The organism is Pseudomonas sp. SJZ079, assembly GCF_007993865.1.
GTDB lineage: Bacteria > Pseudomonadota > Gammaproteobacteria > Pseudomonadales > Pseudomonadaceae > Aquipseudomonas.
In genome coordinates this window covers 166682-180258 of sequence record NZ_VIUH01000004.1, presented here as the reverse complement: position 1 = coordinate 180258, position 13577 = coordinate 166682, and the positions used below count along the sequence as shown (strand labels likewise).

14 protein-coding genes are annotated in these 13577 nt (G+C 63.5%); 9 read left to right on the top strand and 5 right to left on the bottom strand.

The genetic code is table 11. The features are described 5' to 3' along the window. Positions 1 to 19: 19 nt before the first annotated feature. On the bottom strand, positions 20 to 1120 hold the full coding sequence (gene dprA, locus FBY03_RS06340) for a DNA-processing protein DprA (protein ID WP_147171348.1): 1101 nt from the start codon (positions 1118 to 1120) through the stop codon (positions 20 to 22). 91 nt (positions 1121 to 1211) lie between these two features. Further along, positions 1212 to 2237 carry a LysM peptidoglycan-binding domain-containing protein gene (locus tag FBY03_RS06335; protein WP_147171347.1) on the bottom strand — a complete coding sequence of 342 codons (1026 nt, stop codon included), beginning with the start codon at positions 2235 to 2237 and terminating at the stop codon, positions 1212 to 1214. A gap of 152 nt (positions 2238 to 2389) precedes the next feature. Here FBY03_RS06335 and def point away from each other — a divergent pair, with 152 nt between their 5' ends. The 5 genes from def to FBY03_RS06310 are packed head-to-tail and all read left to right on the top strand — an operon-like array spanning position 2390 to position 6985. Then, the gene (gene def / locus FBY03_RS06330; RefSeq protein WP_147171346.1) at positions 2390 to 2896 is read left to right on the top strand and encodes a peptide deformylase; all 507 of its coding nucleotides are present in this window, start codon (positions 2390 to 2392) and stop codon (positions 2894 to 2896) included. Positions 2897 to 2951: 55 nt separating this feature from the next. Continuing rightward, positions 2952 to 3893 carry a methionyl-tRNA formyltransferase gene (gene fmt, locus FBY03_RS06325; protein WP_147171345.1) on the top strand — a complete coding sequence of 314 codons (942 nt, stop codon included), beginning with the start codon at positions 2952 to 2954 and terminating at the stop codon, positions 3891 to 3893. A gap of 13 nt (positions 3894 to 3906) precedes the next feature. Further along, entirely contained in the window at positions 3907 to 5217 is a 1311-nt protein-coding gene (rsmB, locus tag FBY03_RS06320; protein WP_147171344.1) for a 16S rRNA (cytosine(967)-C(5))-methyltransferase RsmB, read from the top strand. Positions 5218 to 5229: 12 nt separating this feature from the next. Beyond that, complete coding sequence (trkA, locus tag FBY03_RS06315) at positions 5230 to 6603, top strand: Trk system potassium transporter TrkA (protein WP_147171343.1); 1374 nt, start codon at positions 5230 to 5232, stop codon at positions 6601 to 6603. Positions 6604 to 6661: 58 nt separating this feature from the next. Then, positions 6662 to 6985 (top strand): tetratricopeptide repeat protein, encoded by a 324-nt coding sequence (locus tag FBY03_RS06310; RefSeq protein WP_147171342.1) that lies wholly within the window; start codon positions 6662 to 6664, stop codon positions 6983 to 6985. A 5-nt stretch (positions 6986 to 6990) separates the two neighbouring features. Here FBY03_RS06310 and FBY03_RS06305 read toward each other — a convergent pair whose 3' ends face one another. The 3 genes from FBY03_RS06305 to FBY03_RS06295 all read right to left on the bottom strand — a co-directional run bounded on the left by FBY03_RS06305 (position 6991) and on the right by FBY03_RS06295 (position 8905). Then, complete coding sequence (locus FBY03_RS06305; RefSeq protein WP_147171341.1) at positions 6991 to 7254, bottom strand: PilZ domain-containing protein; 264 nt, start codon at positions 7252 to 7254, stop codon at positions 6991 to 6993. A 129-nt stretch (positions 7255 to 7383) separates the two neighbouring features. Then, positions 7384 to 8271: a lysophospholipid acyltransferase gene (locus tag FBY03_RS06300; protein WP_147171340.1), complete on the bottom strand. Its 888-nt coding sequence runs from the start codon at positions 8269 to 8271 to the stop codon at positions 7384 to 7386. A 73-nt stretch (positions 8272 to 8344) separates the two neighbouring features. Further along, positions 8345 to 8905, bottom strand: a complete 561-nt coding sequence (locus FBY03_RS06295; protein ID WP_147171339.1) for a DNA-3-methyladenine glycosylase I — start codon at positions 8903 to 8905, stop codon at positions 8345 to 8347. A gap of 83 nt (positions 8906 to 8988) precedes the next feature. Between FBY03_RS06295 and glyQ the strand changes: the two genes are divergently transcribed. The 4 genes from glyQ to FBY03_RS06275 are packed head-to-tail and all read left to right on the top strand — an operon-like array spanning position 8989 to position 13435. Then, positions 8989 to 9981: a glycine--tRNA ligase subunit alpha gene (glyQ, locus tag FBY03_RS06290; protein WP_147171338.1), complete on the top strand. Its 993-nt coding sequence runs from the start codon at positions 8989 to 8991 to the stop codon at positions 9979 to 9981. Beyond that, positions 9978 to 12092 (top strand): glycine--tRNA ligase subunit beta, encoded by a 2115-nt coding sequence (gene glyS, locus FBY03_RS06285; RefSeq protein ID WP_147171337.1) that lies wholly within the window; start codon positions 9978 to 9980, stop codon positions 12090 to 12092. Before glyQ ends, glyS begins: the two co-directional genes overlap by 4 nt. 3 nt (positions 12093 to 12095) lie before the next feature. Beyond that, on the top strand, positions 12096 to 12626 hold the full coding sequence (gene gmhB, locus FBY03_RS06280) for a D-glycero-beta-D-manno-heptose 1,7-bisphosphate 7-phosphatase (protein WP_147171336.1): 531 nt from the start codon (positions 12096 to 12098) through the stop codon (positions 12624 to 12626). Positions 12627 to 12661: 35 nt separating this feature from the next. Then, on the top strand, positions 12662 to 13435 hold the full coding sequence (locus FBY03_RS06275) for a 1-acyl-sn-glycerol-3-phosphate acyltransferase (protein WP_147171335.1): 774 nt from the start codon (positions 12662 to 12664) through the stop codon (positions 13433 to 13435). Positions 13436 to 13577: the final 142 nt, after the last annotated feature.

Sequence of the window (13577 nt, the reverse complement as noted above, 5' to 3'; positions counted from 1 at the left end):
GCCGCGCAGTGTATCCAAGCTAGGCGGTGCGGCCCAGCCAGAGCGCGCCTTCACGCGCGATGCGGCCGTCCAGTTCGAGTTCGGTCAACGCCGCCAACACCTCGGACAACGGCCAGCCACTGGCCGCCGCCAAGGCTTCACTGCTGTGTGGCGCGGCGTGCAGCAACTCCAGCAGCGGGTGCTGCGCTGGCGCTGCAGCGGGCTCAGGCGCCAGCGCCTGCCAACCGCGCAAGGCCTCGAGAATATGCTCGATGCTCTCCACCAGCGTGGCGCCATCGCGAATCAACTGATGGCAACCGCGAGCGCCCGGGTGATGGATCGACCCGGGAATCGCATACACCTCACGCCCCTGCTCGGCGGCCAGCCGTGCGGTGATCAAGGAACCGCTGGACGGACTGGCCTCGACCACCAGCACACCGAGAGACAGGCCGCTGATGATGCGATTGCGCCGGGGAAAGTTGCTCGCCTGAGGGGGCGAATCCAGCGGCAATTCGGAGACCAGCGCGCCACCCTGCTCGACGATGGCCGCAGCCAGTGCTTTGTGTCGCGGCGGGTACACGCACTGCAGCCCGGTGCCGAGCACCGCTATGGTCTTGCCCGCGACATCCAGCGCGCCCTGGTGGGCGGCGCCGTCTATGCCCAAGGCCAATCCGCTGGTGATCACGAAGCCGCCAGCGGCCAGGCTGCGGGCGAAACTCTGCGCAGTGTCCAAGCCGGGCCGCGAGGCCCGGCGACTGCCCACCATGGCCAGCTGCGGTTGTTCCAATAATCCCGGATCGCCGGCGACGAACAGCAAGGGCGGCGCATCGCTCAATTCGGCGAGCAAACCCGGATAGCCAGGATCGTCCCACATCAGCAGATGATGCTTTGGCGCCTCGAGCCACGCCAGCGCGGCAGTGGCTCGCTCACGCACCTCGGCGCTACGCCTTGGCTCGGCACAGGCGGCCGGAAGGCCCAAGGCACGCCAGGCGCTGGCCGGGGCACTGAGCGCTGCCGACGCGCTGTCGAACGCCGTGAGCAGCTTGCGAAAACGCCGCGGCCCCAGCTCCGGCAGGCTATGCAGGCGCAGACGGGCTTCGAGTTCGGCAGGGGAAATGCAAGGGCGAGTGCCGTGCGACATTTGATCATCCTTGATCGGTCGCGCCGCGCGAGCTCTAAGCCAGCGCGGCGCGCGTATAGCACAAGCCCCGCATTGGCGGGGCTTGTGGGTGTTACGGGTTACGCACCTTGTCCAGCAGCGCGAGGGAGCGGGTTGCTTGCAACACCACACCGTAGCTGAGCTTGTCGTAGGTGCGGAACACCATCAGCAGGCCGGCGCGCTCGTCGGGGATCTTCACCTGCTCGCCGGTCACCCGGTCGCGTACGGTTTCGCCGGTCTTGTACACCGCCAGTACGTTGCCCTCGGCCAGACCGTCACGCGCCCCTTTGTTCAGGGTAACCACGTCGAACTGACCGATCTGGGTTACCCCACGCGGCACATCGAGAATCAAGCCACGGACCTCATTGGCCGGCTCGCTGGGCATGAAGGTCGAGTTGATGGCGCGCTCCTCGGTCGGGAACAGGCGATCGCCGAGGCGGACTTCCTGGGTCGTACGAAGCAGGTTCATGGTGCCGATATCGCCTTCCTCGGCAACTATCTCACCGCCGCCGATGTCGTCGGCGTTGATCCCGAGGAACTCCTCGGTGTCTGGATCGATGTAGGTCTTGCCCTGGCGGAAGATGCCGTACACCGGCGCGTGCTCATCGAACGCCCCGCGGGCGTAAACCCGGTCACCGGCGCCGCTGACCACGCGCTCGGCATTGCCGGCGACTATATAGGGGGCTCCCTGGAAAGCTTCCGGGGTATCGACGATGCGATTGCTCAACAAGAAGCTGTTGATCGCCTCCAGCGGGATGGCCGGGATGGCTTCGGCCATCGGCGTGCGCCGCACTTGTGGCGACAACTTGATGGTGCCGCGCGACTCGCCACGGTTAAGCATCAAGCGGGGCTGGCCATCGACGTAGACCAGGCTGAGCAGGTCGCCGGGATAGATAAGGTGCGGGTTTTCCACCTGTGGATTGGCGTGCCAGATTTCCGGCCACTTCCAGGGCTGGCTGAGAAACTTGCCGGAAATATCCCAGAGCGTATCGCCCTTGACCACGGTATAACGGTCTGGGTGACCGTCCTTGAGCTGCACTTCGGCCTGAGCTAAGCCGCCTGCGGCGAGCAGTAGCAAGGCGAGTAGTGATTTCCTCATGCGGTGAATCCCTTTATTATGTGCCTTCAGGTGGAGCGCCCTAGCGCCGCGACGAAACCCAGTAGAACCGCGGCGTGAAGCCGTTTTTCATTGCTGCTCATCATCTTAGCAGCGGATTTTGACTTTATTCTACAAGTGCATCACAAACGCATATGGCGATCTTAAACATCCTCGAATTTCCCGATCCACGTCTACGCACCATCGCCAAGCCGGTGGAGGTGGTCGATGACGCGTTGCGTCAGCTGATCGACGACATGTTCGAAACCATGTACGACGCCCCAGGCATCGGCTTGGCCGCCACTCAGGTCAACGTGCACAAGCGTGTGGTGGTGATGGACCTGTCCGAAGACAAGTCCGAACCACGGGTGTTCATCAACCCCGAGTTCGAGATCCTGACCGACGAGGTCGACCAGTATCAGGAAGGCTGTCTGTCGGTACCCGGTTTCTACGAAAACGTCGACCGACCGACCAAGCTCAAGATCAAGGCCCTGGACCGCGACGGTCAGCCCTTTGAACTGATCGCCGAAGACCTGCTGGCGGTGTGTATCCAGCACGAATGCGACCACCTCAACGGCAAGCTGTTCGTCGACTACCTGTCTACGCTGAAACGCGACCGCATCAAGAAGAAGCTGGAAAAGCTCCACCGCCAGCACGCTTGAACCCTCCCATGCTTAAAGGCTTGCTGCGGCAAGCCTTTTTCTTTAGCGAGCACCCATGACTGAAGCACTGCGTATCGTCTTCGCCGGCACCCCGGAATTCGCCGCCGAGCACCTCAGGGCCCTGCTCGACACGCCCCACCAGGTCATCGCGGTCTACAGCCAGCCGGACCGCCCCGCCGGCCGTGGGCAGAAACTCATGCCCAGCCCGGTCAAGCAACTCGCCGTGCAGCATGCGATCCCGGTGTATCAGCCGCAGAGCCTGCGCGACCCGGCGGCGCAGGCCGAACTGGCGGCGCTCAAGCCCGACCTGATGGTGGTGGTCGCCTATGGCCTGATCCTGCCGCAAGTGGTGCTGGATACCCCGCGCCTCGGCTGCATCAATAGCCATGCCTCGCTGCTGCCCCGTTGGCGCGGCGCGGCACCGATCCAGCGCGCCATCGAAGCCGGCGACCTCGAGTCAGGCGTCACCGTGATGCAGATGGAAGCGGGGCTGGATACCGGCCCCATGCTGCTGAAAGTCAGCACGCCGATCGACGCAGAAGACAGCGGCGGCAGCCTGCATGACCGCCTCGCCCGCCTCGGCCCGGCAGCGGTGATCGAGGCCATCGCCGGTCTCGCCGGCGGCACGCTGCAGGGCCAGGTGCAGGACGACAGCCTGGCCACTTATGCGCACAAGCTGAACAAGGAGGAGGCGCGCATCGACTGGAGCCGTCCGGCCATCGAACTGCAGCGGCTGATCCGCGCCTTCAACCCCTGGCCGATCTGTCACAGCACGCTGCACGCTGCGCCCTTGAAAGTCCTCGGTGCGCAACTGGGCGAAGGGCAGGGCCAGCCGGGGCAGATTCTCAGCGCCAGCAAAGAGGGTCTGAGCGTGGCCTGCGGCGTTGGCGCACTGCGCTTGACCCGCCTGCAGTTACCGGGCGGCAAGGCGCTGGCCTTCGCCGACCTGTACAACAGCCGCCGCGAACAATTTGCCGCTGGCTCGGTGCTGCTCTGATGAGGATCTACCCATGAACCCGCGTCTAGCAGCGGCCCGTGCACTGGCCGCAGTACTCTCCGGCAAGGCCTCGCTGGGCAGCAGCCTGCCGCCGCTGCTGGACAAGGTCGAGTCGCGCGACCGTGGCCTGACTCAAGAACTGGCGTTCGGCACCGCACGCTGGCAACCGCGCCTGGCTGCGCTGGCGGAAAAACTCCTGCAAAAACCGTTCAAGGCAGCCGACAAGGATGCCGAAGCCCTGCTCCTGGTCGGCCTCTACCAGCTGCTCTACACCCGCATTCCGGCCCACGCGGCCCTCGGTGAAACCGTCGGTTGCGTCGACAAGCTGAAAAAGCCCTGGGCCAAGGGTCTGCTCAACGCCGTACTGCGTCGCGCCCAGCGCGAGAGCGAGCAACTGCTGGCGGAGCTGGAACACGACCCGGTGGTGCGTACAGCCCACCCGCGCTGGCTGCAAAAAGCCCTGAAGGCGCACTGGCCTGAACATTGGGAGGCCATCTGCGCCGCCAATAACGCCCATCCGCCACTGATCTTGCGGGTCAACCGCCGCCATGGCAGCCGCGACGACTACCTGGCCGAACTGCACGCCGCCGACTACCAAGCCGAACCCTGCGCCTTCAGCCCCGACGGTATTCGTCTTGAGCAGGCCTGCGATGTCACCAGCCTGCCGGGCTTCGCCGCAGGCCGGGTCAGCGTGCAGGATGAAGCCGCGCAACTGGCCGCCGAGCTGCTGGAACTGGCGCCCGGTCAACGGGTACTGGACGCCTGCTGCGCGCCCGGCGGCAAGACCTGCCATCTGCTCGAAGCCGAGCCACAGCTGGCCGCCGTGGTGGCGGTCGACCTGGAGGAGAAGCGCCTGCTCCGCGTACGCGAAAATCTCCAGCGCCTGGGTCTCAACGCCGAACTGATCGCCGCCGATGCCCGCGCCGTCGATGAGTGGTGGGACGGCCAAACCTTCCAGCGCATCCTGCTCGACGCGCCCTGTTCCGCCACCGGCGTTATTCGCCGCCATCCCGACATCAAGCTGACCCGTCAGGCCGATGACATTCCCGCCCTGGCGCAGTTACAGGGCGAACTGCTGGATGCCTTGTGGCCGACGCTGGCAGTCGGCGGCATCCTGCTCTATGCCACCTGCTCGACCCTGCCGACGGAAAATACCGAGGTCATCGCCGGCTTTCTCGCGCGCACCTCGGGCGCACGCGAACTGGATATTGCCGGGCCCTTCGGCCTGAAACAGCCGCACGGCCGTCAACTGCTTGCGCAGCCTGACGGTCACGACGGTTTTTATTATGCCAAGCTGATCAAAATCGCCGCTAATCGCGGCTGAGGAACAGAGCGGATGAAGATCATCATTCTCGGCGCCGGCCAGGTCGGTGGCACCCTGGCGGAACACCTGGCCAGCGAGGCCAACGACATCACCGTGGTGGACACCGACGGCGACCGCCTGCGCGACCTCAGCGATCGCCTGGATATCCGTACCGTGCAGGGCCGCGGCTCGTTCCCCACGGTGCTGCGCCAGGCCGGCGCCGACGATGCCGACATGATCATCGCGGTGACCAACAGCGACGAGATCAACATGATCGCCTGCCAGGTCGGCTACAGCCTGTTCCACACCCCGACCAAGATTGCCCGGGTGCGCGAGCCGGCCTACCTGACCCGCGCCGGCCTGTTCAACAACGACTCGATTCCGGTCGAAGTACTGATCAGCCCGGAACAGGTGGTGACCAACTACATCAAGCGCCTGATCGAATACCCCGGCGCCCTGCAGGTGATCGACTTCGCCGACGGCAAGGCCCAGCTGGTGGCGGTCAAGGCCTACTACGGCGGCCCGCTGGTCGGCCAGCAATTGCGCCAGCTGCGCGAGCACATGCCCAACGTCGACACCCGGGTGGCGGCGATCTTCCGCCGTAACCGGCCGATCATTCCCAAGGGCGACACGGTGATCGAGGCCGACGATGAGGTGTTCTTCATCGCCGCCAAGGCGCATATCCGTGCGGTCATGAGCGAGATGCGCCGCCTCGAAGACGGTTACAAGAAGGTGGTGATCGCCGGTGGCGGGCACATCGGCGAGCGCCTGGCCGAGGCCATCGAGAGCCGCTACCAGGTGAAGATCATCGAGATGAACCCGGCACGCTGTCGCTACCTCTCGGAGAATCTGGAGAGCACCATCGTGCTGCAGGGCAGCGCCTCGGATCGCGACCTGCTGGTGGAAGAGAACATCAACGATGCCGACATCTTCCTGGCCCTGACCAACGACGACGAGGCCAACATCATGTCCTCGCTGCTGGCCAAGCGTCTCGGAGCGCGCAAGGTGATGACCATCATCAACAACCCGGCCTACGTCGACCTGGTGCAGGGCGGCGAGATCGACATCGCCATCAGCCCGCAGCTGGCCACCATCGGCACCCTGCTGACCCACGTGCGCCGGGGCGATATCGTCAGCGTGCACTCGCTACGCCGCGGGGCTGCCGAGGCCATCGAAGCCATCGCGCATGGCGACGCCAAGTCGAGCAAGGTGGTCGGCCGCGCCATCGAGGACATCGACCTGCCGCCGGGCACCACTATCGGCGCAATCATTCGCGACGAAGAGGTGCTGATCGCGCATGACGACACGGTGATCGAGACCGGCGACCATGTCATCCTGTTCCTGGTCGACAAGAAATACATCCGCGATGCCGAGCGCCTGTTCCAGGTCGGCCTGACCTTCTTCTGATAGCGGGCAGAGCGGGTATGACCCGCTCCGCCAAGCCACTCCACACAGGAGACCCGCGATGACCACCGAATCCCTGGAAAAGCTGCTGGCCAAGGGCATGGACAACGCCCTGCTGCGTTTCGGTCTGGGCAAAGGCTATCTGGATGCCGGTGAGTTCGCCCGTGCGGCCGAGCACTTGCAGCGCTGCGTCGAATTCGACCCCAAGTATTCGGCGGCCTGGAAGTTACTGGGTAAGGCGCAGCTGGAGCAGGGCGATAGTCGCGCCGCCGAGCAGGCCTGGCAGCAGGGGATCGCCGCGGCCCAGGGCCACGGCGACAAACAGGCCGAGAAGGAGATGACGGTGTTTATCAAGCGCCTGCAGCGGCAAAACCCGTCGAGCTGAAGCCGTCAGGCCTCGACAAAGCGCAGGCCGACACCTTCGGCATCCACGCGCATCACTTCCATGCGCAGCACCGGCGCCTCAATCGGCAAGTCCTGTACCTGGCCCGTGACAATAGTGCCCAGGGGCAGGGCCATCAGGTCTGGATGCTTGGCATAGACGCCGCCGTCGGACAGGTTGGTGGTCTGGGCCAGCCGCTCGCCGAAGCTCGGATGGCAGATCTTGATCCGACATTTCATCGGCGTACGTGGATGTTGCCGTTGATTGGACATTGCGCCAGTCAGTCCTAGACGAAGAGGGTGGCATTTTAATAACGCAAATTGCCGAAAAGGCCCAGTGCTGTTAATGAAAAAGGTGCCCGATCAGACACCTTTTTCAGCGCAGGGCTATGAGCACCGCCTTCAGTACCACTTCGCCTCACCCGCCGGGCGTTTCTTGAAACGTTTCATGCTCCACATGTACTGGCTGGGATAAGCCCGCACATACTTCTCCAGCACCGTGCTCATGGCCGCCACGGCGGTTTCCACCTGATCGCTGTACATATCAGACGGCGCCGCCTCGAGTATCACCTTGTAGCCGGAACCATCGCTCAGGCGCAGGGCATGCAGGAACACCCCGACCGCCTTGCCGCCGGTGAGCATGCCGGGCACAAACTTGCTGGTCAGCGCCTGGGTCGCACAGAACGGCACGAATACCCCTGCGGACAAACTCGGCTCCGGATCGGCCGGAATGCCTACGGCGCCGCCTTTGCGGACTTCCTTGATGACACTGATAATGCCTTCTTTGGTCGACGGGGCCACGCGATTGCCCAGCTGCACCCGCTGCTGGCGCAACAGCTCATCCACCGCCTTGAGTTTCGGCGGGCGGTAGAAAATGATCGGCTTGCACTGGGCGCAGTAGAAGTGATTGAGCACTTCCCAGTTGCCCAGGTGGCTGGTGATGCCGACCACTCCTTTGCCGGAGGCCAGTGCCGCCTGCAGCACCTCCAGGCCCTCGACTTCGCGTACCAGATCGATGGACTTCTGCGCCGGCCAGATCCAGGCGCAGGCGCTTTCGGTCAGGGTTTTGCCGATGTCCATCAGGCTCTGGCGCAGCAGGTGCTGGTGGGCTTGCGCGTCGAGTTCGGGAAAACATTTGCTCAGGTTGGTGCTGGCGACCGCTCGCGAGCCGTTTGGCAACTTCCACATCAGCCAGCCAATGGCCGCGCCCACAGCTTGCACGGCGCGCCACGGCAGCAGGGCGAACAGGCGCAGAAAGCCCACCACCAAGGCGCCTTTGAGCTTTTCCACAGGCAACTCCACAAAGTCAAAACGCCTAGTGTAACCGCGCACAGGGCCGGCGATGAAACGCCCTGGCACCAAGCTAAGACGTCGCCTTGCTCAATACGGCGTAGCGATCACAATCGCGGGTGTGATCCATGACCATCCCCGTCGCCTGCATATAGGCGTAACAGATGGTCGGACCGACGAAGGTAAAGCCGGCTTTTTTCAGCGCCTTGCTCATGGCCTCGGCTTCCGCGGTCACTGCCGGCACCTGCTCGCGGCCAACGAAGTGATTGATCTTCGGCGTGCCGCCGACGAACGACCACAATAGCGTCACCGGGTCATCCAGCTTGAGCCAGGCTTGTGCGTTCTGCCGCGCCGCCTTGAGCTTGAGGCGATTGCGGATGATCCCGGGGTCCTGCATGCGCTCATCGATTTGCGCATCGCTCATCTGCGCCAGGCGCTGCGGGTCGAAGCCGAACAGCACCTCGCGGTAGCGGGCGCGCTTCTTCAGTACGGTGATCCACGACAAACCGGCCTGGAAACCTTCGAGCAGCAACAACTCGAACAGGGGCTGTGGCGCGCGCAAGGGCACCCCCCATTCCTCGTCGTGGTAAGCCATGTAGAGCGGGTCGTCGTTGCACCAAAAGCAGCGTGGCATAGGGCCTTCCAGGGCGGTGGAGGCCGTACGGATTGGGGTATACTCCCGCCCTTTCTGTCGCAGCCTCAACAGGTGAATTTTCCGTGAGCCAGACTACGCCTGCCGTGCGCACCTTCCAAGACTTGATCCTTGCCCTGCAACAATATTGGGCCGAGCAAGGTTGCGTGGTGTTGCAGCCCTACGATATGGAAGTGGGCGCCGGCACCTTTCACACCGCCACCTTCCTGCGCGCCGTTGGCCCGGAAACCTGGAACGCCGCCTACGTGCAGCCCAGTCGCCGCCCAGGCGATGGCCGCTATGGTGAGAACCCCAACCGCCTGCAGCACTACTACCAGTTCCAGGTGGTATTGAAGCCGAACCCGGAAAACTTCCAGGAACTCTACCTCGGCTCGCTGAAACACATCGGTCTCGACCCGCTGGTCCACGATATCCGCTTCGTCGAAGACAACTGGGAATCGCCGACCCTCGGCGCCTGGGGTCTGGGTTGGGAAATCTGGCTGAACGGCATGGAAGTCTCGCAGTTCACCTACTTCCAGCAGGTCGGTGGGATCGAGTGCTACCCGGTGACCGGCGAGATCACCTATGGCCTGGAACGCCTGGCCATGTACATCCAGGGCGTCGACTCGGTCTACGACCTGATCTGGACCGACGGCCCCTTCGGCACCGTCACCTACGGCGACGTGTTCCACCAGAACGAAGTGGAGCAGTCGACCTACAACTTCGAACACGCCAATGTCGACAAGCTGTTCGAACTGTTCGATTTTTACGAATCCGAAGCCAATCGGCTGATCGAACTGGAACTGCCGCTACCGACCTACGAAATGGTGCTCAAGGCCTCGCACACCTTCAACCTGCTGGATGCCCGCCGCGCCATTTCAGTGACCGAACGTCAGCGTTATATCCTCCGCGTGCGCACTCTGGCTCGCGCCGTGGCGCAGAGCTACCTGCAGGCACGACGCAAACTCGGCTTCCCGATGGCCGCCCCCGAACTGCGTGACGAAGTACTGGCCAAACTGACAGAAACGGATCTGCTTCAAGGCAAAGCCCTGGGCAATAAGCTGGAGGCAGCAGAATGAGTGCACTGGATTTTCTGGTTGAACTGGGCACCGAAGAACTGCCGCCGAAGGCCCTGAAAACCCTCGGTACAGCCTTCCTCGCCGGCATCGAAAAGGGCCTGACAGCGGCCGGTCTGAACTACGCCAACGCCCGCTATTACGCCGCGCCACGCCGCCTGGCCGTACTCGTCGAGCAGCTTGAAACGCAACAGGCGGATCGCGCACTGAACCTCGACGGCCCGCCCGTGCAGGCGGCGTTCGACGCCAATGGCAAGCCGACCCAGGCCGCCCTGGGCTTCGCCAAGAAGTGCGGGGTCGAGCTGAGCGAAATCGATTGCAGCGGTCCCAAGCTGAAATTCAGCCAGAACATTCCCGGCCAGGCCGCCGCCAGCCTGCTGCCCGCTATCGTCGAAACCTCGCTGAATGAACTGCCGATTCCCAAGCGCATGCGTTGGGGCGCGCGCAAGACCGAGTTCGTCCGCCCGACCCAGTGGCTGGTGATGCTGTTCGGCGATCAGGTAATCGACTGCGAAATCCTCGCCCAACGGGCCGGCCGGGTCTCCCGTGGCCACCGCTTCCACCATAACGCCGAGGTGCGCATCTCCGCGCCGGCCAACTATGCGCAAGAGCTGCGCGCGGCCTATGTGATTGCCGACGCCGACGAGCGCCGTGAGCTGATCGCCCAGCGTGTCGAACAGTTGGCCGCCGAACAGCAGGGCACGGCCATAGTGCCGCCGGCACTGCTCGATGAGGTCAGTGCCCTGGTCGAATGGCCGGTGCCGCTGGTCTGCTCCTTCGAGGAACGCTTCCTCGAGGTGCCGCAGGAAGCCTTGATCACCACCATGCAGGACAACCAGAAGTACTTCTGCCTGCTGGATAACAACGGCAAGTTGCTGCCGCGCTTCATCACCGTGGCCAACGTCGAGAGCAAGGACCCGGCGCAGATCATCTCCGGCAACGAGAAAGTCGTGCGACCACGCCTGACCGATGCCGAGTTCTTCTTCAAGCAGGACAAGAAGCACAAGCTGGAGCTGTTCAACCAGCGCCTGGCCAATGTGGTCTTCCAATCGCAGCTCGGCTCGGTCTATGAAAAAGCCCAGCGGGTTTCCGCCCTGGCGGCCTACGTCGCCGAACGGGTCGGCGGCGATAAGGATCGCGCAGCGCGTGCCGGGATACTGTCCAAGTGCGACCTGGCCAGCGAGATGGTCGGCGAGTTTCCGGAAATGCAGGGTATCGCCGGCTATTACTACGCCAAGCATGATGGCGAAGCGGACGATGTCGCCCTGGCTCTCAACGAACAGTATATGCCGCGCGGGGCGGGGGCCGAACTGCCCAGCACCCTGACCGGCGCGGCCGTGGCCCTGGCCGACAAACTCGACACCCTGGTCGGCATCTTCGGCATCGGCATGCTGCCAACCGGCAGCAAAGATCCCTATGCCCTGCGCCGCGCGGCCCTCGGCGTGCTGCGTATCCTGATCGACAAGCAGCTGGATCTCGATGTGGTTGAAACCATTCAGTTCGCCATTGGCCTCTACGGCCCGGGTCTGGAACAAGAGTGGAATAGCATCGTGGCCAGCAAGCTGCAAAAACAGGTCGGCGCCAACGCCACTGCCAGCGGCTTGGCCGAACAGGTGCAGGACTTCATCTTCGATCGCCTGCGCGCTCGCTACGAGGACGAAGGGGTCGATGTGTCCGTCTATCAGGCCGTACGCGCCCTGAGCCCGGCCGCGCCGCTGGACTTCGACCAGCGCGTGCAAGCGGTCCAGGCTTTCCGCGCGCGCAGCGAAGCCGACGCCCTGGCCGCCGCGAACAAGCGCGTGTCGAACCTGCTGAGCAAGTTCGACGGTGACGTACCGGGCCACGTCGACAGTGCCCTGTTGCACGAACCGGCCGAGCAGACGCTGGCTAAGGCCGTAGCCGACGCCGAACTGGCGGTCATGCCGATGGCTGCCGCCCGCTGCTACCGCGAGGCGCTGGAGCATCTGGCCAGTCTGCGCGAACCGGTCGACGCCTTCTTCGAGGCGGTACTGGTGAACGCCGAAGATGCCGCAGTGCGCGCCAACCGCTATGCGCTGTTGGCCAAGCTGCGCGGCTTGTTCCTCGGTGTCGCCGATATCTCGGTGCTTGGCTGAGCGATGAAGCTGCTGATCCTCGATCGCGACGGCGTGATCAATTACGACTCCGACGCCTATATAAAGTCGTTGGATGAGTGGATTCCTCTACCCGGTGCGGTCGAGGCGATTGCCCGCTTATCCAAGGCGGGCTGGACAGTGGCCGTGGCGACTAACCAGTCTGGCTTGGCGCGCGGCTATTACGATCCGGCAACCCTGCAGGCCATGCATGATCATCTGCGCCAGTTGGTGGCGGAGCAGGGCGGCCAGCTCGGTTTGATCGTCCACTGTCCGCATGGCCCGGATGACGGCTGTGACTGTCGCAAACCCAAACCCGGCTTGCTCCAGCAGATCGCCGCGCATTATCGGGTTGCCCTGACCGGCTTATGGTTCGTCGGCGATAGCGCTGGTGACCTGAAAGCTGCACAAGCCGTCGACTGTCAGCCGGTGCTGGTCAAGACCGGTAAAGGCGAACGCACCCTGGCCCAGCCATTGCCACCGGGCACTCTGGTATTCGATGATCTGGCGGCGGTCGCCGAACACCTTCTCCATTGATAGAGCAGGCTTGGCCTGCAACGGTAAAAGTTCCTATGTCGACAGTGCGGGCCTTCAGAATTTTCCTCTTTTACCTGCTGCTGTCTTCCAGCGCCTTGCTCTGGTGTACCCTCAGCTTCTTCGTCGCCCCCTTCCTGGCGTTTCGCGCTCGCTATCGTTTCGTCAACCAGACTTGGTGCCGTTGCGCCGTCTGGTTGAGCAAGGTGCTGCTGGGCATTCGTTATGAAGTCAAAGGCCTGGAAAATATCCCGGCGACCCCCTGCGTGATTCTCGCCAAACACCAGAGCACTTGGGAAACCTTTTACCTCTCAGCCCAGTTCGAGCCACTGAGTCAGGTGCTCAAACGCGAGCTGCTGTACCTGCCGTTCTTCGGCTGGGCGATGGCCATGCTCAAACCCATTGCGATTGACCGCAGCAATCCGAAAGCCGCACTCAAGCAGCTGGCCAAGCAGGGCCACGAACGTCTGGAGCAGGGCGCCTGGGTGCTGATTTTTCCCGAGGGGACGCGCATTCCCACTGGCCAGATCGGCAAGTTCTCGCGTGGCGGCGCGGCACTGGCGGTCAACGCCAACCTACCGGTGCTGCCCATCGCGCACAACGCCGGTGAGTTCTGGCCGAAACAGGGCTGGAACAAAACGCCCGGTACCATTCAAGTCGTGATCGGCCCCGTGCTCTATGCCGAAGGTTCCGGCCCTCGCGCCATTGCCGAGCTGAATGACCGCGCCTTCGCCTGGATCAGCCAGGCTCAACAGGACATCGGCGCCCTTGCCCCTGAAGTCTTGAGCAATGGCTCTCGCGAAGCGGTCTGAATAAAACTGAAATAGCGGTGCTAGAGCGCCCGCAAGCGCGTCTAGGACGGTTTATAGACTGATGGCGTGAGTGACGCAGAGCGCGATAGCCCAGTCGCACTGCCAGACGAAAAAAGCCGCCTCTTCAAGGGCGGCTTTTTCA

Coding starts and splice junctions, on each gene's coding strand:
- def (WP_147171346.1), top strand. CDS start 2,390: ATGGCGATCTTAAACATCCTCGAATTTCCCGATCCACGTCTACGCACC.
- trkA (WP_147171343.1), top strand. CDS start 5,230: ATGAAGATCATCATTCTCGGCGCCGGCCAGGTCGGTGGCACCCTGGCG.
- dprA (WP_147171348.1), bottom strand. CDS start 1,120: ATGTCGCACGGCACTCGCCCTTGCATTTCCCCTGCCGAACTCGAAGCC.
- fmt (WP_147171345.1), top strand. CDS start 2,952: ATGACTGAAGCACTGCGTATCGTCTTCGCCGGCACCCCGGAATTCGCC.
- FBY03_RS06310 (WP_147171342.1), top strand. CDS start 6,662: ATGACCACCGAATCCCTGGAAAAGCTGCTGGCCAAGGGCATGGACAAC.
- FBY03_RS06335 (WP_147171347.1), bottom strand. CDS start 2,237: ATGAGGAAATCACTACTCGCCTTGCTACTGCTCGCCGCAGGCGGCTTA.
- glyS (WP_147171337.1), top strand. CDS start 9,978: ATGAGTGCACTGGATTTTCTGGTTGAACTGGGCACCGAAGAACTGCCG.
- gmhB (WP_147171336.1), top strand. CDS start 12,096: ATGAAGCTGCTGATCCTCGATCGCGACGGCGTGATCAATTACGACTCC.
- FBY03_RS06305 (WP_147171341.1), bottom strand. CDS start 7,254: ATGTCCAATCAACGGCAACATCCACGTACGCCGATGAAATGTCGGATC.
- FBY03_RS06275 (WP_147171335.1), top strand. CDS start 12,662: ATGTCGACAGTGCGGGCCTTCAGAATTTTCCTCTTTTACCTGCTGCTG.
- FBY03_RS06295 (WP_147171339.1), bottom strand. CDS start 8,905: ATGCCACGCTGCTTTTGGTGCAACGACGACCCGCTCTACATGGCTTAC.
- rsmB (WP_147171344.1), top strand. CDS start 3,907: ATGAACCCGCGTCTAGCAGCGGCCCGTGCACTGGCCGCAGTACTCTCC.